This window comes from Vibrio sp. 03_296, assembly GCF_002265885.1.
Map to the genome: position 1 here is coordinate 1 of NZ_NPKW01000058.1, position 20,610 is coordinate 20,610.

The 20,610-nt window shown below is 49.2% G+C and carries 21 protein-coding genes and 1 pseudogene; 15 read left to right on the top strand and 7 right to left on the bottom strand.

What is annotated here, in order from left to right; all coding sequences use genetic code 11:
- Together CIK04_RS06755 and CIK04_RS06760 are read right to left on the bottom strand one after the other, a co-directional pair.
- Positions 1-185 (bottom strand): transposase domain-containing protein (locus CIK04_RS06755; RefSeq protein ID WP_176463270.1); only part of this gene is annotated, 185 nt, incomplete at its 3' end.
- Between the two features lie 108 nt (positions 186-293).
- Entirely contained in the window at positions 294-935 is a 642-nt protein-coding gene (locus tag CIK04_RS06760) for a DUF2959 domain-containing protein (protein WP_017420509.1), read from the bottom strand.
- 44 nt (positions 936-979) lie between these two features.
- Between CIK04_RS06760 and CIK04_RS06765 the strand changes: the two genes are divergently transcribed.
- Genes CIK04_RS06765 through CIK04_RS06775 form a run of 3 tightly spaced genes read left to right on the top strand, consistent with a single transcriptional unit; the run spans position 980 to position 3,299 of the window.
- Positions 980-1,921, top strand: coding sequence for a virulence factor BrkB family protein (locus tag CIK04_RS06765; protein ID WP_045609409.1), 942 nt, complete (start codon positions 980-982; stop codon positions 1,919-1,921).
- On the top strand, positions 1,896-2,330 hold the full coding sequence (gene dtd / locus CIK04_RS06770) for a D-aminoacyl-tRNA deacylase (RefSeq protein ID WP_013572578.1): 435 nt from the start codon (positions 1,896-1,898) through the stop codon (positions 2,328-2,330). The genes CIK04_RS06765 and dtd overlap by 26 nt, the downstream gene beginning before the upstream one ends.
- A gap of 42 nt (positions 2,331-2,372) precedes the next feature.
- On the top strand, positions 2,373-3,299 hold the full coding sequence (locus tag CIK04_RS06775; protein ID WP_017420507.1) for a bifunctional GNAT family N-acetyltransferase/hotdog fold thioesterase: 927 nt from the start codon (positions 2,373-2,375) through the stop codon (positions 3,297-3,299).
- 15 nt (positions 3,300-3,314) lie between these two features.
- On the opposite strand, the gene CIK04_RS06780 is transcribed toward CIK04_RS06775, so the two are convergent.
- The 4 genes from CIK04_RS06780 to hslR form a co-directional block, all read right to left on the bottom strand.
- Complete coding sequence (locus tag CIK04_RS06780; RefSeq protein ID WP_097353577.1) at positions 3,315-5,255, bottom strand: AsmA family protein; 1,941 nt, start codon at positions 5,253-5,255, stop codon at positions 3,315-3,317.
- Between the two features lie 123 nt (positions 5,256-5,378).
- Positions 5,379-7,007: a phosphoenolpyruvate carboxykinase (ATP) gene (gene pckA / locus CIK04_RS06785; protein WP_017420505.1), complete on the bottom strand. Its 1,629-nt coding sequence runs from the start codon at positions 7,005-7,007 to the stop codon at positions 5,379-5,381.
- Positions 7,008-7,341: 334 nt separating this feature from the next.
- On the bottom strand, positions 7,342-8,217 hold the full coding sequence (hslO, locus tag CIK04_RS06790; RefSeq protein ID WP_017420504.1) for an Hsp33 family molecular chaperone HslO: 876 nt from the start codon (positions 8,215-8,217) through the stop codon (positions 7,342-7,344).
- A gap of 31 nt (positions 8,218-8,248) precedes the next feature.
- Positions 8,249-8,635 carry a ribosome-associated heat shock protein Hsp15 gene (hslR, locus tag CIK04_RS06795; protein WP_011078946.1) on the bottom strand — a complete coding sequence of 129 codons (387 nt, stop codon included), beginning with the start codon at positions 8,633-8,635 and terminating at the stop codon, positions 8,249-8,251.
- Between the two features lie 384 nt (positions 8,636-9,019).
- On the opposite strand from hslR, the gene gspC reads away from it, so the two are divergent.
- From gspC to CIK04_RS06855, 12 genes are read left to right on the top strand one after another with little or no spacing between them, the layout of a single operon-like run.
- Positions 9,020-9,895 carry a type II secretion system protein GspC gene (gene gspC / locus CIK04_RS06800; protein WP_157401904.1) on the top strand — a complete coding sequence of 292 codons (876 nt, stop codon included), beginning with the start codon at positions 9,020-9,022 and terminating at the stop codon, positions 9,893-9,895.
- Between the two features lie 36 nt (positions 9,896-9,931).
- Complete coding sequence (gene gspD, locus CIK04_RS06805) at positions 9,932-11,953, top strand: type II secretion system secretin GspD (RefSeq protein ID WP_038941654.1); 2,022 nt, start codon at positions 9,932-9,934, stop codon at positions 11,951-11,953.
- Complete coding sequence (gene gspE, locus CIK04_RS06810; protein WP_011149205.1) at positions 11,953-13,452, top strand: type II secretion system ATPase GspE; 1,500 nt, start codon at positions 11,953-11,955, stop codon at positions 13,450-13,452. Before gspD ends, gspE begins: the two co-directional genes overlap by 1 nt.
- A complete protein-coding gene (gene gspF, locus CIK04_RS06815; protein WP_011078942.1) occupies positions 13,452-14,669 on the top strand; it encodes a type II secretion system inner membrane protein GspF in 1,218 nt (405 codons plus the stop codon). Before gspE ends, gspF begins: the two co-directional genes overlap by 1 nt.
- Before the next feature lie 53 nt (positions 14,670-14,722).
- Positions 14,723-15,166, top strand: a complete 444-nt coding sequence (gene gspG / locus CIK04_RS06820; RefSeq protein WP_097353578.1) for a type II secretion system major pseudopilin GspG — start codon at positions 14,723-14,725, stop codon at positions 15,164-15,166.
- Positions 15,093-15,797 carry a type II secretion system minor pseudopilin GspH gene (gene gspH, locus CIK04_RS06825; RefSeq protein ID WP_017420500.1) on the top strand — a complete coding sequence of 235 codons (705 nt, stop codon included), beginning with the start codon at positions 15,093-15,095 and terminating at the stop codon, positions 15,795-15,797. The genes gspG and gspH overlap by 74 nt, the downstream gene beginning before the upstream one ends.
- The gene (gene gspI, locus CIK04_RS06830) at positions 15,790-16,152 is read left to right on the top strand and encodes a type II secretion system minor pseudopilin GspI (protein ID WP_038941656.1); all 363 of its coding nucleotides are present in this window, start codon (positions 15,790-15,792) and stop codon (positions 16,150-16,152) included. The genes gspH and gspI overlap by 8 nt, the downstream gene beginning before the upstream one ends.
- Entirely contained in the window at positions 16,139-16,840 is a 702-nt protein-coding gene (gspJ, locus tag CIK04_RS06835; RefSeq protein WP_039541404.1) for a type II secretion system minor pseudopilin GspJ, read from the top strand. Before gspI ends, gspJ begins: the two co-directional genes overlap by 14 nt.
- The gene (gspK, locus tag CIK04_RS06840) at positions 16,833-17,855 is read left to right on the top strand and encodes a type II secretion system minor pseudopilin GspK (protein WP_176463296.1); all 1,023 of its coding nucleotides are present in this window, start codon (positions 16,833-16,835) and stop codon (positions 17,853-17,855) included. Before gspJ ends, gspK begins: the two co-directional genes overlap by 8 nt.
- Positions 17,824-19,023, top strand: a complete 1,200-nt coding sequence (gene gspL / locus CIK04_RS06845; RefSeq protein ID WP_128824605.1) for a type II secretion system protein GspL — start codon at positions 17,824-17,826, stop codon at positions 19,021-19,023. Before gspK ends, gspL begins: the two co-directional genes overlap by 32 nt.
- A gap of 7 nt (positions 19,024-19,030) precedes the next feature.
- Positions 19,031-19,522, top strand: coding sequence for a type II secretion system protein M (locus CIK04_RS06850; RefSeq protein WP_017789549.1), 492 nt, complete (start codon positions 19,031-19,033; stop codon positions 19,520-19,522).
- 1 nt (position 19,523) lies between these two features.
- A complete protein-coding gene (locus tag CIK04_RS06855) occupies positions 19,524-20,285 on the top strand; it encodes a type II secretion system protein N (RefSeq protein ID WP_038969867.1) in 762 nt (253 codons plus the stop codon).
- 146 nt (positions 20,286-20,431) lie between these two features.
- Here the strand turns inward: CIK04_RS06855 and CIK04_RS06860 are convergent.
- A pseudogene (locus tag CIK04_RS06860) lies at positions 20,432-20,610 on the bottom strand (IS5/IS1182 family transposase); the annotation flags it as partial.

Genomic DNA, 20,610 nt, shown 5'->3' on the forward strand with positions numbered 1-20,610 from the left:
ATTCCAACAATAAGCCAAAGAACCATATCACTAGGTAAACGACGTCGACGAATTGTCGCTTTATCGGAAAGTGTTGCCGCTTTAGCAACCCACTCATCAGGAATATGCTCGGAGAAGGTGGTTAGCTGAGCGACATCAACAGGACTCTCTTCAAGAAAGTCAGCAAAATAGTTTTGGATAGACATAAAAAATCGGAAACCTATAAACAGGTTTCCGATTGTCTCTCATCAGAAGGATCGGTCAACCGATCCTTATCTGATCTACATTGCCCGAAAGTGGGAGGTTTGAGAAGCTTACTGCTGGTTGAGTTTTTGCAAGAACTTGTCGGATTCGGCTATTGCTGCGTTCATTTGTGAGATGGCGTTGGCGATCTCTTTTTCCAAGTTCATGAACTCGCCTTGCAACGAACCAACGGCGCTGGCGTTGAGGTTGTGTTTCAAATACAAGGTATTGTCACGCAGTGTGTTGAGCACTGGCGTCATTTTTTGCTCTGCTCGTTTCATCGCTTTGAGCATCTGTTGATAAGAGGCTTTGGTCTCCTTGAGCTTTTGTTCGCTAGAGCGGCGCAGCTTGGCATTGGTGTACAGTGCGAGCTCTTGTTGCCATTCATCGAACAAAGCATCCGAGACATCTTCAATCGCAGCAATGCGATCGCGTACTTCCTGCGCGGCTTTTTCACTGTCTTGGTACTGGTCGTTGATTTGGTTATACACCTCTTCCAATTCACCGCCATTAAATTGGGTTAGGCTGGATAAAGCCTGTAAGGCGCTGGTAAACTCTTGTTGGGCCTCTTGCTGAGATTCTTTGGCGTCTTCGACTCGGTCGACCATGATCTCACGTTTGTGGTAACCCACTTTTTCCATTGCAGAGTAGTATGCGGACTGACAACCAGTCAGGGCAAAAACCGTTAGTAGTATGGTGATTAAATAAGGCATGCTTATTTCTCAATGATCTATTTAAGTTACGTATGGTTAGGACTATGAACCAGTTGTTTGGCAGAGACAAGTTGAGATTGCCGCAAAGGGCGCAAGCGGGCATTGCATTTGTTCGTTATTTGATAGCGCGCATGAATCATGACCGAACTAATGTGAATGCCGGTTACTTGGCGTATATCACGTTACTTTCGATTGTTCCTATGCTCACTGTTCTCTTATCCATTTTGTCGAAGTTTTCCGTTTTTGAGAACGTTGGTAGCGTATTGCAAAGTTTCATCATCAATAACTTTGTACCCGCATCGGGAGACGCTGTTCATGCGGCATTGCAAGATTTTGTCGCGAACACGGGCAAAATGACGGCGGTCGGGGCGGCGTTTCTGTTTGTGGCGGCGTTGATGCTGATTTCCAACATCGACAAGAATCTCAACTATATTTGGAGAGTGAAGAAGAAGCGTCGTGCGGTGTTCTCGTTTTCGATGTATTGGATGGTGTTGACGCTTGGGCCGATTTTGGTCGGAGCCAGTATTGCGGCCACCTCTTACATCACCTCACTGCGTTTACTTGATAGTGAAGCGATCTCGACCGTTTACGATCAGTTGCTGCGTTGGCTGCCATTTATCCTCTCTTCTTCGGCCTTCGTTGGCCTTTATTTGTTGGTGCCGAATAAGAAGGTGCAGTTTTCTCATGCCGTCGTTGGTGCCATGATCGCAGCGGTGTTGTTTGAGCTTAGTAAAAAAGGTTTTGCTGCGTACATTACACAGTTTCCGTCGTATCAACTGATTTACGGCGCTTTAGCCGCCATTCCGATTCTTTTTGTTTGGGTGTATCTCTGCTGGTTGATTGTTTTAATCGGTGCTGAAGTCACCGCTGCACTCGGTGAGCGGGAGCACTGGAGGCCAACTGAGGACGTGATACAATCGCTGCCAGACAATGACACAGAATTAGAAAAGGATACTCAACGTGATCGCTTTGATTCAGAGAGTTAGTGAAGCGGCTGTACGCGTCGATGGTGAAGTGGTTGGTCAGATAGACAAGGGACTTTTGGTGTTGCTCGGCGTAGAAAAAGACGACGATGAGGCCAAAGCCAAGCGTTTGATGGAGAGAGTCACGACCTACCGCGTGTTTGAAGACAGCGAAGGCAAAATGAACCTCAATGTGCAGCAAGTGGACGGTAAGGTGTTGGTGGTATCGCAATTTACGTTGCCTGCCGATACCAAAAAAGGCACGCGCGCTGGTTTTTCTCGTGGTGCGCATCCTGCTGAAGCTGAGCGTTTATACGACTATTTCTCCGATTTGTGTCAGCAAGTGCTACCAACGGAGCGTGGACGATTCGCTGCGGATATGAAAGTCTCGTTAATTAACGATGGCCCAGTGACGTTTTGGTTACAGGTGTAGTGAGCCAAAGAACGGGCGAATAATGCATGGAAAAGGAATTTTATGTTTAAACTGATCACCCCAGAAACGGACAATCAACTGAACAAGTATTTCCACTTCCGTTGGCAAATGCTGCGTGAGCCTTGGCGCATGCCGATAGGCTCTGAGCGCGATGAATACGATCCGATGAGCCATCATCGCATGATTGTTGATGGCCGAGGTCGTCCGATTGCGATTGGCCGTCTTTACATCACGCCGGATAATGAAGGGCAAATTCGTTATATGGCGGTCAAAGGCAATCGCCGCAGCAAAGGCATGGGTTCGTTAGTGCTGGTGGCGTTAGAGTCTCTAGCGCGCCAAGAAGGGGCGAAACGCTTGGTGTGTAACGCGCGCGAAGATGCCATTTCCTTTTATCAAAAGAATGGTTTTGAACGTCGCGGCGAGCTTACCGATGAGCGTGGGCCTGTTCGTCACCAACAAATGGTGAAACCACTAGACCCGATGGCGAATGTGCTGCGTAAACCAGAATGGTGCACCGAGCTGCAAGACCGCTGGGAAAAGCAAATCCCGATCGCCGACAAAATGGGCATCAAAATTAACCAATACACCGGTTATCAATTTGAGTGCTGCGCGCAGCTCAATCCCAATCTCAATCCCCACAACACCTTGTTTGCGGGCTCGGCGTTTACCTTGGCGACACTAACGGGGTGGGGGATGGCGTGGCTGCTACTCAAAGAGCGTGGTTTGAAAGGCGATATCGTGTTGGCAGACAGCAACATTCGTTATCGTCATCCCGTGGATAAGACCCCGATTGCGAGCACTTCGCTCGATGGGATCAGTGGCGATTTAGATCGCCTTGCCAGTGGCCGTAAAGCACGCATTGTTATCTTGGTGACCATTTACAGTGGCGATGTTGCGGCGGTGGAGTTTACTGGTACGTACATGCTGCTGCCGAACTATAAAAAGCAGTTGCAACAGCAGCAGGCGTAATGAAGTTAGAGTGCATTAAGAGGCCGCGTTTGCGGCCTCTTCTATTTGGGCTGGCGGAGTTTCTTGTGCCGCTTGGCTTTGCTCTGGGCATTGATTTACGCGTTGATGTTCGTCTGACATCATATCGCCACTCAATTGTTGGCAGCCCATTTTCACCTGATAGCGAATGCCACCTTGTTCCGGCGCAGTAAGATCGCTCGTACCACCGATCGTGCCCTCGATATCGGGCCCTTGCAGTTTGACGGGGGCGAGGGTGAGTTTGCCTCTCTCCATACTCAAGCTGATTTCAGAGACTTGCAGAGGGAGAATGTTTCCTTCATCAAATGGTGTGTAGGCTTCGTGTAGGCGAGCATGAACGCCACCTGTCAGTGAATGGGAAAACATTGCCCAGTCGCCACCCAACCCCGTTGCACTGACATCAATACTGCTGATGGCATTGAGATCAAAAGGTAACGGCAGCTGCGACAGCAATAAGCCCATGGGTAAACCATCGGCATTAAGTGTTGCTTGCCATGGTTTGCTTAAACTATTGAGCTGCAATTGACCATAAGCCTCAATATAACCCTGTTTGAGCGGTGCAAAGAGACGGTCAAGTTGCCAAAGTCCATCGTCGCTGTGCATTTCCACCAGAGGATGGGAGCTCAATATATCTTGATAACTGGCGTTGGCCGCGGTAGCTCGCAGCTTGCCTTGCCACAATCCGAGTTGTTGCTCTTGTTTGAGCCGCAATTTTTCCCCATCAATATTGAGACCAGAGAGCTGCCAGTATGGCTGGCGAATCAGTTGGATAAACTGACTGCGTTCGATGTTCAGGCGTTCTACGCTCACGTATGACGCATTTTCAAGCCATTGCCAAAGCCATGCGCCTTCGCCAGGTTGTTCTGCCGCCCATTTCACGTTGTTGACCATGAGCTGATCCAGCGCTATCGCATCGGGTTTGATCGTGCCAGAGAAGAGAAGGTTTCCTTGCTGCCACTGAGCAGACGCTTCCTCGACGTTGATTGTGTTGGGATCGAGGGTGAGTTTGATACGCGGCTCTACCCACACGTTGTGCTGATCTTGCACGCTCTCTGCTGAGAAGGAGATGAGCCCCTGTTGCTGCTGCCAAAGTGAAAAAGGCAAGGTCAAATTTTCACTGCTCAGTTCAAAGTTGATCAAGCGGTAATCTTCTAACGCGAGTGAACTGCGCAAGATGTCCAAGCTGTTGATGTGGGTAATCTGCGATCCAAACCTCTCCCATGGCTTCGCCAAAATGGACGTGAGTTGCTGCTGTGACAAATCGAGACCTTCAACGGTGACATTGACCAATGACCAACCTTGCGGGTATTGCTCCGCTTGTCCTGAGACTTTCGCGCCACGCCAAGATAAGGACAGACCATAAAGAGTGCTGTCTTGGGGTTTGTAATCGATATCGAGCAAAGGCTGGTTAAACGCTTCGCCCTGCCAGTAAAGCTGCTCTGCGGAGAACTGAATCTCACCGAAAGGAATGAACTGATCGCTGCGTTGCCATTGAGGTTGCTTTACCTGAAACTTAATACCGCGCGCACTCAACTGGTTGTCGGCGTAATCGAGGTTTGAAATGGCCAATTGGTGAATCTGAACGGTGCTGGGAATAAACGTTTTTGGCGAGCGAGAAAGACCCGTTTGTAGACTCAAACCATCCAGTAACACACTGGCAACTTGCACACGTCCGTTGGCATACAGATCTGGGCTTAGCCAAATCTCCAACTGTTCAACGTAGCTCACTTCATTATGCGTAAAAGAGACATTCTTAAACGAAAAATGGTCAGGATACTGATAGTGGACCGACTCAGCTTGCATACCAAGCCCGCTGAACTGACTGAGCTGATTAAACACTTGGCTGGCATAGCGCGTTTGTAAGCTCACTAGAATGCTGATTGGAATTAGAGCGATGACAATCAACAAAAGCGCGACACTGATTAGTGCTTTTTTCATCCCTGCCTACTGATCACTAACGTTTGCAAATAAGTGCAGATAAGCTTGGCTTAATTTTCGCAACGATTCAATAAAAAAGCCCCTCAGGAAAGGGGCTTAAGTTTGCTTTTCGTAGCTAGGTCACTAATCGAGTTGTGGGCCTGCAGCCACAAGTGATTGACCTTCCGCATTGTCGGTGTACTTAGCGAAGTTGTTGATAAAGCGCTGAGCAAGGTCTTGCGCTTTGCTTTCCCACTGTAGCGGGTCAACGTAGGTGTCGCGTGGGTCAAGGATGGTAGGATCCACGCCAGGCAACGATGTTGGTACTTCTAGATTGAAGATAGGCACGTGTTTGGTTGGTGCTTCTTCAATAGAACCATCAAGGATCGCATCGATAATACCGCGCGTATCTTGGATTGAGATACGTTTGCCACTGCCATTCCAACCAGTATTGACGAGGTAGGCTTCTGCGCCTGCTTCTTCCATACGTTTTACCAGTACTTCAGCGTACTTGGTTGGGTGAAGCGTCAGGAACGCAGCACCAAAACACGCAGAGAAGGTGGGTGTTGGTTCAGTAATACCGCGCTCAGTACCGGCTAACTTCGCAGTAAAACCAGAGAGGAAGTGATACTTCGTCTGTTCTGGAGTCAGTTTAGACACGGGAGGCAACACGCCAAACGCATCGGCAGAAAGGAAGATCACTTTGTTCGCATGACCGCCTTTTGATACTGGCTTAACGATGTTTTCAATATGATGGATTGGGTAAGAAACGCGAGTATTTTCGGTTTTTGAACCATCATCAAAGTTGATCGAGCCGTCATTGCGAACGGTCACGTTTTCTAGCAGTGCATCGCGGCGGATGGCATTGTAAATATCAGGCTCAGCTTCTTTAGACAGCTTGATGGTTTTCGCGTAACAACCACCTTCGAAGTTAAACACGCCGTCGTCATCCCAGCCGTGCTCGTCATCGCCAATCAGTGCGCGTTTTGGATCGGTCGACAGCGTCGTTTTACCAGTACCAGATAGACCGAAGAAGATCGCCACATCACCTTCTTTGCCCATGTTGGCAGAACAGTGCATCGACGCAATGCCTTTAAGAGGCAGGAAGTAGTTCATCATCGCGAACATGCCTTTCTTCATCTCACCGCCGTACCAAGTACCGCCGATCAACTGCATGCGCTCAGTTAGGTTAAACACCGTGAAGTTTTCAGAGTTCAGACCGTGCTCTTTCCACTTTTGGTTTGTGCATTTTGCACCATTCATCACCACGAAATCAGGCTCAAAGCTGGCCAATTCTTCTTCGGTTGGACGAATGAACATATTCTTAACGAAATGCGCTTGCCACGCCACTTCGGTGATGACTCGAATGCTAAGACGGGTGTCAGGGTTAGCACCACAATAACCATCAATGACAAAAACGCGCTTGCCAGAAAGCTGGTTAGTGACCAGTTGTTTTAGGTCATTCCACACTTCTTGTGTGATTGGCTTGTTATCGTTTTTTACCGCATCAGTGGTCCACCACATATGTTCTTCGGTGGTGGCATCCTTCACAATGTATTTGTCTTTTGGTGAGCGGCCAGTGAAGATGCCTGTGTCTACAGCCACCGCGCCGAGCTCTGTCACTACGCCTTTTTCGTAGCCTTCGAGATCAGCTCGAGTCTCTTCTGCAAACAGTATTTCGTAACTTGGGTTGCGTACAACCTCTTTTACGTTGCGAAGACCATGCTTGGTTAGATCAATTGATGCAGCCTTTGTATGTTCCATAACGGTCATAGGTGCTCCTTATAGGATTTTTGTAGGGATTTTGTAAGAATTTATTAATTTTTTCTGCTCACCATGCTAACAACGGGTGGGGGAGAAAACAGGGATATAGTTCAAAAATTGCCCTTAATTTTCCTATGGTTTTAGGTGTCCCGTCACATATTGGCTGAGATAGTTTATCGCGCACGCAAACCTTTGCGCTAGATCAAAAGAATTATTAATTGCCAAAAATTAAGGGGTTATTTAATTACGTATAAACCCATGTTTTATCGGGTTTTGATCACAAAAAGGCCAGCATAAGCTGGCCTTTTGATGGGTAAATTACGTGCTTGGTAAAGCGGGTAAATTAATGCAGCGTTTTTGGCTCCGATGCTGCCTCTTCGTACAGCTTGTTGACGTCAGATTCATCAAACGAATAAGTCGTGCCGCAGTAATCACAATGTAAAGAAACGGATCCATCAGACGCCAAAATGTCATAAATTTCATTTTTGTCGACGGTCACGATCGCCGCGCCACTGCGTTCACGTGAACAACCACAACGGAACTCGACATTTTGTGGTTCAAACAAGCGCACTTGCTCTTGATTGTAGAGACGGTAAAGCAGCTCGTTTGCTGGTAGCGTGAACAGCTCTTCATTTTTTACCGTATTGGTCAATTGCTCCAGATGCTCGAAATCATTTTCTGAACCAGTGCCGTCAGGCACCACTTGAATCAGCATACCCGCTGCGTGTGCCTTGCCTTCGTGCTCGCCCGTGCGGATCCAGATGCGAGTTTTCAACTGCTCAGAGCGTTCAAAATAGCCTTCCAGAACTTGCTCAAGGTTGTCACCTTCTAGGCCTACAATACCTTGGTAACGCTCGCCTTTTTTCGGTTCGATGGTGATGACCATATAACCTTTGCCCATCATGTCGTGTAGGGTTGCGTCGTCGGCAATATGGCCTTCCCAGCGAGCCACACCACGAATTTTCTGCTCATTGTCACCATTGATCACGGCCAGTGAAACAGGGCCATCGCCTTGTAGCTGAATGGTGATAGAGCCTTCAAACTTTAAAGTTGCAGTCAGAAGAGTGGTAGAAACCAATAGCTCACCAAGCAGTTTTTGTAGGGCTGCCGGATAATCCTTGCTAGAAATAATTCGCTGATACGCTTCATCCAGTTGTACCAACTCGCCACGTACTGAAAGATCTTCAAATAAGTAGCGATTCAAAACATTGCTTGCCATTTAGCGATTCCTCGTAGGTATTTTCCGGCTTTTACTGGTGTTTAAATTTGATAATGTCGCGGCGCTGCTTTTTATCTGGGCGGCGGTCTGGACTTGGGTTATGCGCGTTGAGTTTACGTTGCATTGCTTGTGCTTCGCGCTTTGCTTGGCTCTCTTGCGTTTCGCTATAGAGCGTCTGTGCTTCTGGTGCGCCACGTCGCTGGGTGGATAGCTTTTCTATCACAACCGTTTTTTCTTCATTGCCTTGGCGAAGTTTCAATACCGCGCCTACTTCGACAATCTTACTGGGCTTTGCACGTTGGCCATTATAGTGGACTTTACCGCCATCGACCATATCGCGAGCGATTGAACGGGTTTTGTAAAATCTTGCAGCCCACAGCCATTTATCGAGCCTAACGGCTTCATTTGGGGAACTCATGGTCACTTTTACTCTCTAATCACTGCTGTGAATGATTGAATCTTGCACTTTACAATGGTGACTTACCGCAAATTTTTCAAGGCAGTTGGCAAAATCGTAATCAGAGAGGCGTGTCACAAGCAAGCTGTGATATAGTGCAAAGCTCTGTGTCGAATCGAGATTTATCGACGCAACAACAGCATAACGTGCTGTTTTAGGAGAGCATTTTTCCACCTTGATCAGGAAAAGTGCGAGCGATTTTCTTCAGTCGAATAAAGAAAGATAGATCGCAGTGCGTTCAAGCAAAGAAAGCGAAAGCGCAAAATTTAAACAGTGAAAGGAACCGATTGAGTGAAACCATCAGAGCTGAGTGCCGGATTGGCCAATAGCCCATTGCTGACGCGGATGATTGCCAACAACGGCATGATTCAGAGTCGAGCGAGTGCTTTATTAGCTGGCGTGCTGGTGGCTTTGACAGGCTGGACTTTAGGACAAGTCGTCTGGCTAACACAAGAGAGCAATACGCAGATCGTCGCTTGGCGACCTGCACCGCAGCAAAACGCACAAGGTAAGCAAGGTGAGCGATTAAACCTTGCTGATCTGCAAGCCATCAACTTGTTTGGTGTTTACAACGAGAATAAACCTAAGCCTGTTGTCAGCCAACCGGTGGTGCAAGACGCGCCTAAAACGCGGCTAAATTTGGTGTTAGTTGGGGCGGTGGCGAGCAGCAATCCTCAAACCAGCTTGGCCGTTATCGCCAACCGTGGTCAGCAAGCAACCTACGGGGTTGGGGAAGAAATCGAAGGCACTCGCGCTAAGTTAAAAGCGGTTCTGGTCGATCGTGTGATCATCGATAATGAAGGGCGTGACGAGACCCTGATGCTTGAAGGCGTGGAATACAAGAAATTGTCTGAATCTGCTCCGCGTGTCATTCCGTCATCGACGATCGCTAAGAATAACCCGCCAGATACGGATGAACAGCTAGCGCAAATTCGAGAAGAAATTACCGCCGATCCGCAGAAGATTTTCCAATACGTGCGTTTGTCTCAAGTGAAGCAAGAAGACAAAGTGATTGGTTATCGCGTGAGTCCGGGAAAAAGCCCACAACTGTTTGAAGCCGTTGGGTTACAAGATGGGGATATTGCCGTGCAGTTAAATGGCAACGATCTCACCGACCCAGCCGCCATGGGCAAAATTTTTAATGCTGTTTCAGAGCTCACCGAGTTGAACCTCACGGTGGAACGAGACGGACAGCAGCATGATATTTACATCCAGTTTTAACACTTAGGCTCAAAGCGTAAGTTCAGGGAGATAAACGTGAAACATTGGTTTAGCAAAAGCGCTTGGCTACTCGCAGGTACCTTAGCCTGCTCAAGCGGCGTGCTGGCAAACGAGTTTAGTGCAAGCTTTAAAGGCACCGATATTCAAGAGTTCATCAATATTGTCGGTCGAAACTTAGAAAAGACCATCATTGTCGACCCTTCGGTGCGAGGCAAAATTGATGTACGCAGCTACGACGTATTAAATGAAGAGCAGTACTACAGCTTTTTCCTAAACGTACTTGAAGTGTATGGCTACGCGGTGGTTGAAATGGAAAATGGCGTACTGAAAGTCGTCAAATCCAAAGATTCCAAAACCTCAGCCATTCCCGTGGTCAGTGATGACACCGTGAAGGGCGACAATGTCATTACACGCGTGGTTGCGGTGCGTAATGTCTCTGTGCGAGAGCTGTCTCCTTTGCTACGCCAACTGATTGATAATGCGGGCGCTGGTAACGTGGTGCACTATGATCCGGCCAATATCATCTTGATCACGGGCCGTGCAGCGGTAGTGAATCGTTTGGCAGAAATCATCAAACGCGTGGACCAAGCGGGCGATACGGAAATCGAAGTGGTAGAGCTAGGTAATGCGTCGGCGGCGGAAATGGTCCGTATTGTTGATGCGCTAAACCGCACTACTGATGCGAAAAACACCCCAGAATTTTTACAGCCCAAATTGGTGGCTGATGAGCGCACCAATTCGATTTTGATTTCGGGTGACCCTAAAGTTCGTGATCGCTTGAAGCGTTTGATTCGCCAACTCGATGTGGAAATGGCGAGCAAAGGCAACAACCGTGTTGTTTACCTCAAATACGCCAAAGCGGAAGATTTGGTTGATGTGCTTAAAGGGGTCTCTGATAACCTGCAAGCAGAGAAAAACTCTGGTCAAAAGGGCGCGTCTTCACAGCGCAACGATGTAGTGATCGCCGCTCACCAAGGCACCAACTCGCTGGTACTGACCGCGCCACCCGATATTATGTTGGCGTTGCAAGATGTGATTACTCAGTTAGATATTCGCCGCGCACAAGTACTGATTGAAGCATTGATTGTCGAAATGGCAGAGGGCGATGGTGTGAACTTGGGTGTGCAATGGGGTAACTTGGAAACGGGTGCTGTCATCCAATATAGCAATACCGGTACGCCAATTGGCAAAGTGATGGTTGGCCTGGAAGAGGCAAAAGATAAAACAGTAACAGACAGTCGTTGGAATAGTGATACTGGCAAGTATGAACCATATTCACGTACAGAAGCTGGAGACTATTCCACCCTTGCTGCAGCACTCGCTGGTGTAAACGGTGCGGCAATGAGCCTTGTTATGGGGGACTGGACAGCCCTGATCAGCGCAGTTTCGAGTGATTCCAACTCCAATATCCTGTCTTCACCAAGTATTACCGTGATGGACAATGGTGAAGCGTCTTTCATTGTTGGCGAAGAAGTTCCTGTCATTACCGGTTCAACCGCGGGCTCGAACAACGATAACCCGTTCCAAACCGTCGATCGTAAAGAAGTGGGCATCAAGCTTAAAGTGGTACCACAAATTAACGAAGGCGACTCGGTTCAGCTTAATATCGAACAAGAAGTATCTAACGTTTTGGGTGCCAATGGGGCGGTGGACGTTCGTTTTGCTAAACGTCAGCTCAATACCTCAGTGATTGTGCAAGATGGCCAAATGTTGGTGCTTGGTGGTTTGATCGATGAGCGTGCGTTAGAGAGTGAATCAAAAGTACCGCTACTGGGCGATATTCCAATTTTGGGGCATTTGTTTAAATCCACCAATACTCAAGTAGAAAAGAAAAATCTAATGGTGTTCATCAAGCCGACCATCATTCGTGATGGTATGACGGCGGATGGTATTACCCAGCGTAAGTACAACTACATTCGCGCCGAGCAGCTCTACAAAGCAGATCAAGGGCTAAAACTGATGGATGATGGCCACATTCCTGTGTTACCGAAATTTGGTGAAGACAAACGCCATCCGGCTGAAATTCAAGCCTTTATCGATCAAATGGAACAGCAGTAATGGTAGATATACTGGATACGGCGCCATCGTATCGCCGTTTACCGTTTAGTTTTGCTAACCGCTTTAAAATGGTGCTGGAAATCGAGCACCCAGAAAGGCCGCCGGTACTTTACTACGTTGAGCCTCTCAATGCGCAGGCGTTAGTTGAAGTGCGTCGTGTGCTCAAACAGACGTTTGTCCCTCAAGCCATTGCCGCTGAAGCGTTTGAAAAAAAACTGACCGAAGCGTACCAACGCGACTCGTCAGAAGCGCGTCAGTTGATGGAGGACATTGGCTCGGATGATGACTTCTTCTCCTTGGCTGAAGAGCTGCCGCAAGATGAAGATTTGCTCGAAACGGAAGACGATGCACCGATCATCAAATTGATCAACGCCATGTTGGGCGAAGCGATCAAAGAAGGTGCGTCGGATATTCACATCGAAACGTTTGAGAAAATTTTGTCGATTCGTTTCCGTGTCGATGGCGTTTTGCGCGATGTGTTGTCTCCGAGCCGCAAACTGGCGCCGCTGTTGGTCTCTCGCGTTAAAGTCATGGCCAAACTCGACATCGCGGAAAAACGAGTGCCACAAGATGGTCGTATTTCACTGCGTATCGGTGGTCGCGCAGTCGATGTGCGTGTATCGACCATGCCTTCATCACACGGAGAACGTGTGGTGATGCGTTTGCTCGACAAAAACGCCACTCGCCTTGACCTGCATAGCTTGGGCATGACGCCGGTGAACCACGACAATTTCCGTCATCTTATCTCGCGTCCTCACGGCATTATTTTGGTCACAGGTCCAACGGGTTCGGGTAAATCCACCACCTTGTACGCTGGCTTGCAAGAGCTGAACAGCAACGAGCGCAACATCTTAACGGTGGAAGACCCGATCGAATTTGATATTGATGGCATCGGCCAAACCCAAGTGAACCCAAAAGTCGACATGACCTTTGCACGCGGTCTGCGAGCCATTTTGCGTCAAGACCCAGACGTGGTGATGGTCGGGGAAATTCGTGACTTGGAAACCGCGCAAATTGCCGTACAAGCGTCATTGACCGGTCACTTGGTGATGTCAACCTTGCACACCAACACCGCCGTAGGTGCGATTACCCGTCTGCGAGACATGGGCATTGAGCCCTTTTTGATCTCTTCTTCACTGCTGGGCGTGCTGGCTCAGCGCTTGGTGCGGACCTTATGTCAAGACTGTAAAGAGCCGTATGAAGCCGACAAAGAGCAGCGCAAACTGTTTGGTGCGAAGAAGAAAGATGCGCTGACTTTATATCGTGCCAAGGGGTGTGAAAAATGTAACCACAAAGGTTATCGTGGCCGTACGGGTATCCATGAGCTGTTGATGGTGGACGATAAAGTCCAAGAGCTGATCCATGCAGAGGCGGGAGAGCAGGCGATGGACAAATACATTCGTGAACATACCCCAAGCATTCGCAGCGATGGTTTAGACAAAGTGTTGCAAGGCGTGACCTCACTGGAAGAAGTGATGCGCGTGACCAAGGAATCTTAATGGCGGCGTTTGAATACAAAGCGCTCGACGCAAAAGGGCGCACCAAAAAAGGCACCTTGGAAGGCGACAATGCCCGCCAAGTACGCCAACGCTTGAAAGAGCAAGGCATGGTGCCCATCGAGGTGATGGAAACCAAAGCCAAGTTGGCTAAAAGCAAATCTTCAGGTGGCTTTAAGCGTGGCATTTCCACTCCCGAACTGTCGTTGATTACTCGTCAGATCTCGACCCTAGTGCAATCGGGTATGCCGCTGGAGGAGTGTCTCAAAGCGGTATCGGATCAAGCAGAGAAGCCTCGTATTCGAGGTATGTTGGCAGCGGTGCGGGCCAAAGTCACCGAAGGTTACACCTTGGCAGATAGCCTGTCAGACTATCCGCATATTTTTGATGAACTGTATCGCTCTATGGTGGCGGCAGGGGAAAAATCGGGTCATTTGGATGCGGTGTTAGAGCGCTTGGCCGATTATTGTGAAAATCGCCAGAAGATGCGTTCTAAGTTACTGCAAGCAATGATTTACCCGGTGGTATTGGTGGTGTTTGCTGTCACGATTGTGGCGTTTTTGCTCGCCACTGTGGTACCCAAAATCGTCGAGCCGATCATCCAAATGGGTCAAGAGCTGCCACAGTCGACACAATTTTTGTTGGCGGCGAGTGAGTTTGTTCAAGAGTGGGGATTATTGCTGTTGGGAAGCATAGTGTTTGCCATTTACCTACTCAAAACGGCCTTGAAAAAGCCGAATGTTCGCATGGCGTGGGATCGCCGCATACTGAGCCTGCCACTGCTGGGCAAAATCTCAAAAGGGTTGAACACGGCACGATTTGCTCGCACCTTATCCATTTGTACTTCCAGTGCGATTCCCATTTTGGAAGGGATGCGTGTGGCGGTCGATGTAATGTCGAACCAATTCGTCAAACAACAGGTCTTATTGGCGGCAGACAGTGTGCGTGAAGGGGCCAGTCTGCGTAAAGCTTTGGATCAAACTCGCCTTTTTCCACCAATGATGTTGCACATGATTGCCAGTGGAGAACAAAGTGGTGAGTTGGAAAGCATGCTGACGCGCGCCGCGGACAACCAAGACCAAAGTTTTGAATCAACGGTCAATATCGCGCTGGGTATTTTTACCCCAGCGTTGATTGCGTTAATGGCGGGATTGGTGTTGTTCATTGTGATGGCGACACTGATGCCGATGCTGGAAATGAATAATTTAATGAGTGGCTGATTTTGGGGTGCTGAGTGGCTTGGTCATTCGGCCTCATTATTCTGGAGAAAACAATGCAAAATAAAGCAAAAAAACAGGCGGGTTTCACCCTGCTTGAAGTCATGGTTGTGGTGGTGATTCTGGGCATTTTGGCCAGTTTCGTTGTCCCTAACCTGCTAGGTAACAAAGAAAAGGCTGACCAGCAAAAAGCCATTACCGACATCGTCGCGTTGGAAAATGCGCTGGACATGTACAAGTTAGACAACAGCGTGTATCCAACTACCGATCAAGGTTTGGAAGCGTTGGTGGCTAAACCAAGTAGCCCAGAGCCACGCAACTACCGCGATGGTGGTTACATCAAGCGTTTGCCAAAAGACCCTTGGGGCAACGAATACCAATACATGAGCCCTGGCGACAAAGGCACGATTGATATCTTCACCTTAGGTGCAGATGGTCAAGAAGGCGGCGAAGGCGCGGCGGCAGATATTGGCAACTGGAATATGCAAGACTTCCAATAATGGGACGTCGAGTCGAAGAGGCAACCACTTGAAACCACGTTTTTCATCCCGCTTAGCGGGTTTTACACTGATCGAAATTCTGTTGGTGCTGGTGTTGTTGTCTCTGACTGCGGTGGCGGTTATCGCCACCCTTCCCACTCGCAGCGACGAGCGGGGCAAGAAATACGCGCAGAGTTTTTACCAACGATTACAGCTACTCAACGAAGAAGCGGTACTCAGTGGTAAAGATTTTGGTGTTCGGGTAGAGGAAGAAAAATCGCGCTACACCTTACTCAAATTGGAAGCTGATGGTTGGCAGACGTTGGAGTTGAATAAAATTCCAGCCACCACCGAGCTTGAAGATGAAGTAGCGATGCAACTGACCTTAGGGGGAGGAGCATGGCAGCAAGACGATCGCCTGTTCAAGCCGGGCTCTCTGTTTGATGAAGAGATGTTTGCCGAAGAAGAAAAAGAGAAAAAACAGCGACCGCCGCAGATTTTCATTTTATCCAGCGGAGAATTGACGCCGTTTTCATTGTCTTTTTATCCCGACGATCAGGACGCGACCGAAAATGGTTGGCGAGTACGAGCCAAAGACACAGGGCAGATTATTCTGCTGGCTCCCGGTGAAGAAGAGCAAGACGATGGTTAAACGACGCAAATACGCAGGCATGACCTTGCTTGAGGTGCTGGTGGCGTTGGCGATATTTGCCACTGCGGCGATGAGTGTGATCCGTGCCGTTAGCCAGCACATCAACACCGTCGGTTATTTGGAGCAGAAGATGTTTGCTGCCATGGTAGCAGACAATCAAATGGCGATGGTCATGCTCAACCCCAAAAATCTAAAAGCCAGCAACGGTGAAGAAGAGTTAGCGGGGCAAACTTGGTATTGGAAAGTGGCTCCTGTAGCCACGACTCAACCGCTGCTGAAAGCGTTTGATGTGAGCGTGGCAGCAGAAAAGCAGGCCAGCCCAATGATTACGGTGAGAAGCTATGTGGCGAAGTAAAACGTGGCGAAAGAAAAGCACGCGCCAACGTGGCTTTACCCTCATCGAAGTGTTGGTGTCGATTGCCATTTTTGCCACCTTAAGTGTGGCCGCTTATCAGGTGGTCAATCAGGTGCAACGCAGCAATGAATTATCACAAGAGCGCACCGCACGATTGAATGAATTGCAACGTGCCTTGGTGATGATGGACAGCGATTTTCGCCAGATAGCGCTGCGTCAAACCCGCACCAACGGCGAAGAGCCGAGCAAAAAACTGCTGCATTGGGCGGATTACCTCTTAGATTCAGACAGCAAAGGCATCATGTTCGCGCGTTTAGGTTGGCACAATCCGCAGCAGCAATTCCCTCGCGGGGAGGTCACTAAAGTGGGTTATCGCATCAAAGATGAGCGCTTAGAGCGAGTATGGTGGCGTTACCCAGATACCCCAGCAGGGCAAGAAGGGGTCGTGACTCCGTTACTCAGTGACGTGGAAGAGCTCAATGTGCGTTTTTATGACGGCAAACAGTGGAGCAATGAGTGGAGCAACGAGTTAACCTTACCTGCGGCGATCTCGGTAGAGCTGACGTTGAAAGATTACGGAAAGATCGCGCGAACCTACCTCACTCCAGAGGGGAACTTGCAAAAACAAGCGTCAGGTAGCGAAGACTCCGGGCAAAACAATAGTGGTGGAGCAGGCAACAATGGCTAAATCGAACCGCTCGCGCCAATCTGGAGTGGCACTGATCATCATTTTGCTGTTGCTGGCCATTATGGCGACCATCGCCGGCAGTATGTCTGAGCGTTTGTTTGCACAGTTTAAGCGCGGTACCAACCAGATCAGCTATCAGCAAGCTTACTGGTATGCGATTGGTGTGGAAGCGTTGGCGAAGGTGGGTATTGAGCAAAGTTACAAAGACAGTGACACCATTAACTTAAACCAGCCTTGGGCATTGGAAGAGAAAACCTATCCCTTGGACTATGGCCAAGCGAAAGGACGTATTTTTGATAAGCAAACGTGCTTTAATCTCAATGCCCTCTCTCCCGTGGTGATGCAAGATGCAGCGGTAGAGCGTCCTTATTTGGTGAAAGTCTTTCGTGCTTTGCTCGAAGAGTCAGGCGTAGAGAGTTATGAATCCGAAGTGATTGCTGACTCCATGTGGGAGTTTGTCGATCCCAACGACGCGGTGCGCTCTGCTTCTGGGGTCGAAGACTCGACTTATGAAGGGATGAAACCCGCCTATTTGGCGGCGAATGGGTACATTGCCGACAGCAGTGAACTGCGCGCGGTTTACCAAGTGTCGGGTGAAATGATGGCAACGCTGCAGCCTTTGGTCTGTGCTTTACCGACCGATGAGTGGCGCTTGAACGTCAATACCATCAGCGCTGAGCAAGCCGCTTTGCTGGTGGCGCTGTTTTCACCTGCGTTGAGTGAATCTGATGCCAAGCAACTGATAGAAAAACGCCCCTTTGATGGCTGGGCGAGCATTGATGCTTTTCTTTCAGAATCCGAAATGGCGGGCATCAGCGAAGAAATCAAAAAACAAGCAAAAGCGTATCTTGGTGTTGATAGCCGATACTTTGAATTGGATGCACAGGTGTTAGTCGAGGACTCTCGGGTGAGAATTCGCAGCCTTATGTACAGTAAAAACAGAGAAACCGTGACCGTTGTGCGTCGCCGTTTTGGAGGAATCAGTGAGCGAGTTTCTGACCGTTCGGCTGAGTAGCGAACAATATAGCCCCATTCCTTGGTTGGTTTGGTCATCAAGCCAACAAGAAGTGATCGCCAGTGGGGAGTTGTCGGATTGGCAACAACTGGACGATCTCAAAAATTATGCCGATCAGAGGCCGATTGTGGTGCTGGTCGCGGCCAGCGATGTGGTATTAACCGAAGTGGAGATCCCCCSGGGGGCCTCACGTCAGTTTGAGTCGATGCTGCCTTACTTGCTGGAAGATGAAATCGCCCAAGATGTGGACGATTTGCATTTCTCTGTGTTGGCCAAAGAGAATGGCAAAGCGCAAGTGTGTGGTGTGGATCGCCGTTGGTTGCAACATATGCTTGATGCATTTCGCGCTCAAGGTTTAGATGTCAAACGCGTGCTGCCAGACTCACTGGCGCTGCCACTCGACGACGAAGGCATCAGCGCCGCGCAATTGGGGGAGCAGTGGTTGTTTCGTCATTCTGCGTGCCAAGGCAGTGCGGTAGACGACAGCTGGATGCCCGTCTATTTGAATGCCCTTGCCGGCGATCAACCCCTTTCTGTGGCCTGTTTTAGCTCGTTGCCTGAGCAGCAAGGTCGGGCTCATTGGCTAAGTCGCCCAGTGGAAATGACCATGGCGTTACTCAGCCAAGGCGTTGCCGATGGTAAATTCTCGCTGTTAACCGGTGAATTTAAGCCGAAAAGCTCGTTCTTTAAGCACTGGAAAGTGTGGCAGAAGGTGGCGATCAGTGGCAGCTTATTGATTGCCGCGTTGGTCGCGCAACAAGTGCTCACAATTCAGCGCTATGAGTCGCAAGCGCAAGCGTATCGAGAAGAGAGCGAGCGCATTTTCCGTCAAGTGATGCCGGGCCGAAACAAGATCCCAACCGTGAGTTACCTCAAACGCCAAATGGAAGACGAAATTCGCCGTTTGTCTGGAGGTGGCGCGGGTGATTCGATGCTGCAGTGGATGGCACAATTGCCGGGTACCATTGGCCAAGTGAAAAACTTTGAAGTGCTGAGCATCAAATACGATGGTAATCGAGGAGAAGTCCGCATTCAGGCCAAAAGTAACGATTTCCAAATTTTTGAGCAGGCACGCGTGAAGTTGAGTGAGCAGTTCCAAGTGGAGCAAGGGCAGCTTAACCGCACTGGCGACGCTGTGATTGGCAGCTTTGTGTTAAAACGTAAGTGAGGAGCAGATGACAAATTTACTCAATATGTTCCAAGCTTGGTGGAGCAGCATTAGCCAGCGTGAGCAACGTTTAGTCGTGGTGTGTGGTGTATTCGGTCTTATCGGGTTGATTTACTGGGGCGTTTTGCAGCCCATCAATGCGCGCGCTGAACAAGCTCAGTTACGCATCCAAAGTGAGAAACAGCTACTCAGTTGGGTGAGTGAGAAAGCCGATGAGCTCACCGGTTTACGTGCCAGTGGCGGCGTGTCGTTTTCCGATCAGCCACTCAACCAAGTCATTGCTTCGTCCGCGCGTCAATTTAAGGTGGAGCTACAACGCGTTCAGCCCCGCAATGAGATGTTGCAAGTGTGGGTCGCTCCGATGCCATTTAACCGTTTAGTGGACTGGCTGACTTTTTTGAAAGAGAAGCAAGGCATTGAAGTGGAATTCATGGACATCGACCGTGGTAAAGAGTCCGGTCTAGTGGAAGTTAACCGATTACAGTTTAAGCGAGGCTAGGGTGAAGCGCGCGATTATTTACAGCCTGATTTTTGTTCTCTTTTTTAGCATCAGTTTGCTGTCGAGCATTCCAGTTAGCTTTGTGCTCAATTACTTGCCGCCAGTGCGTGGCCTGACCATTGAGGGCACCTCCGGGTCGGTGTGGCAGGGCAGCGCAAGCACCATTCGTTGGCAAGGTCAGAGCTTTGGCGAGGTGCATTGGGATTTTCAAACCAGCAAATTGTTCACCGGTAACGTGCAATACGCATTGCGCTTTGGTCGCGGCAGCGATTTGAATCTGCGTGGGAAAGGTTTGGTCGGCTATGGTCTTGGCCAAGGGGCGTATGTGGAAAATCTTGTCGCTTCGTTACCCGCGGAAAAAGTGGCCTCACGTTTGCCCATGCCTTTGCCTCTGCAGGTGGAAGGACAAGTGGAAGTGAACGTGCGTCACGCGGTTTACCAAGCGCCTTGGTGCGCCAGCGGCACGGGCACGTTAGTGTGGAGTGCCAGTAAAGTCGGCACCCCGATCGGCGCATTGGATTTGGGGCCGGTGATTTCCGATTTCACGTGTGAAAACAGCCAATTGTCGGTGAAGGGCGAGCAGCAAAGCGCCCAAGTCAGCGCGCAATTCAGTGCTCAAGTGACGCCAAATCGTCAATACACGACCTCAGCTTGGTTTAAACCAGGTGCAGAATTCCCAGCGGCGATGAAATCACAGCTGAGCTGGCTAGGGAACCCGAATGGTCAGGGGCAATATGAGTTTGACTACCAAGGGCGTTTTTAGCAAGATTGCCTTTGCGTTGAACGTAAAGAAAGATTCATGACACAAAAAAAGCGAGCAGAGCTCGCTTCAGATTGATGACGAACCCCGCTTTTTAAGTGGGGTTCTTTTTTGGAAGCGACCGTAGGTCGCGATCGTGATTTTTTTTGTTATATCGTGCGCAGAAGTTTCCATTCATTACACGGGTATACAGAAGCAAGTATCTGCCTTATTTCTGCCATATTTAAGCCCATTTTTCGTAGATAGTTCACCACCAACGCTATCTTCTTGATGTTTTGGGCTGCCGCTGCCAACCAACATTRCATTTGCACATTGGCTAGACCTCGGA

Coding starts and splice junctions, on each gene's coding strand:
- CIK04_RS06760 (WP_017420509.1), bottom strand. CDS start 935: ATGCCTTATTTAATCACCATACTACTAACGGTTTTTGCCCTGACTGGT.
- CIK04_RS06765 (WP_045609409.1), top strand. CDS start 980: ATGAACCAGTTGTTTGGCAGAGACAAGTTGAGATTGCCGCAAAGGGCG.
- CIK04_RS06775 (WP_017420507.1), top strand. CDS start 2,373: ATGTTTAAACTGATCACCCCAGAAACGGACAATCAACTGAACAAGTAT.
- CIK04_RS06780 (WP_097353577.1), bottom strand. CDS start 5,255: ATGAAAAAAGCACTAATCAGTGTCGCGCTTTTGTTGATTGTCATCGCT.
- pckA (WP_017420505.1), bottom strand. CDS start 7,007: ATGACCGTTATGGAACATACAAAGGCTGCATCAATTGATCTAACCAAG.
- hslO (WP_017420504.1), bottom strand. CDS start 8,217: ATGGCAAGCAATGTTTTGAATCGCTACTTATTTGAAGATCTTTCAGTA.
- hslR (WP_011078946.1), bottom strand. CDS start 8,635: ATGAGTTCCCCAAATGAAGCCGTTAGGCTCGATAAATGGCTGTGGGCT.
- gspC (WP_157401904.1), top strand. CDS start 9,020: ATGATTGCCAACAACGGCATGATTCAGAGTCGAGCGAGTGCTTTATTA.
- gspE (WP_011149205.1), top strand. CDS start 11,953: ATGGTAGATATACTGGATACGGCGCCATCGTATCGCCGTTTACCGTTT.
- gspF (WP_011078942.1), top strand. CDS start 13,452: ATGGCGGCGTTTGAATACAAAGCGCTCGACGCAAAAGGGCGCACCAAA.
- gspG (WP_097353578.1), top strand. CDS start 14,723: ATGCAAAATAAAGCAAAAAAACAGGCGGGTTTCACCCTGCTTGAAGTC.
- gspI (WP_038941656.1), top strand. CDS start 15,790: ATGGTTAAACGACGCAAATACGCAGGCATGACCTTGCTTGAGGTGCTG.
- gspJ (WP_039541404.1), top strand. CDS start 16,139: ATGTGGCGAAGTAAAACGTGGCGAAAGAAAAGCACGCGCCAACGTGGC.
- gspK (WP_176463296.1), top strand. CDS start 16,833: ATGGCTAAATCGAACCGCTCGCGCCAATCTGGAGTGGCACTGATCATC.
- CIK04_RS06850 (WP_017789549.1), top strand. CDS start 19,031: ATGACAAATTTACTCAATATGTTCCAAGCTTGGTGGAGCAGCATTAGC.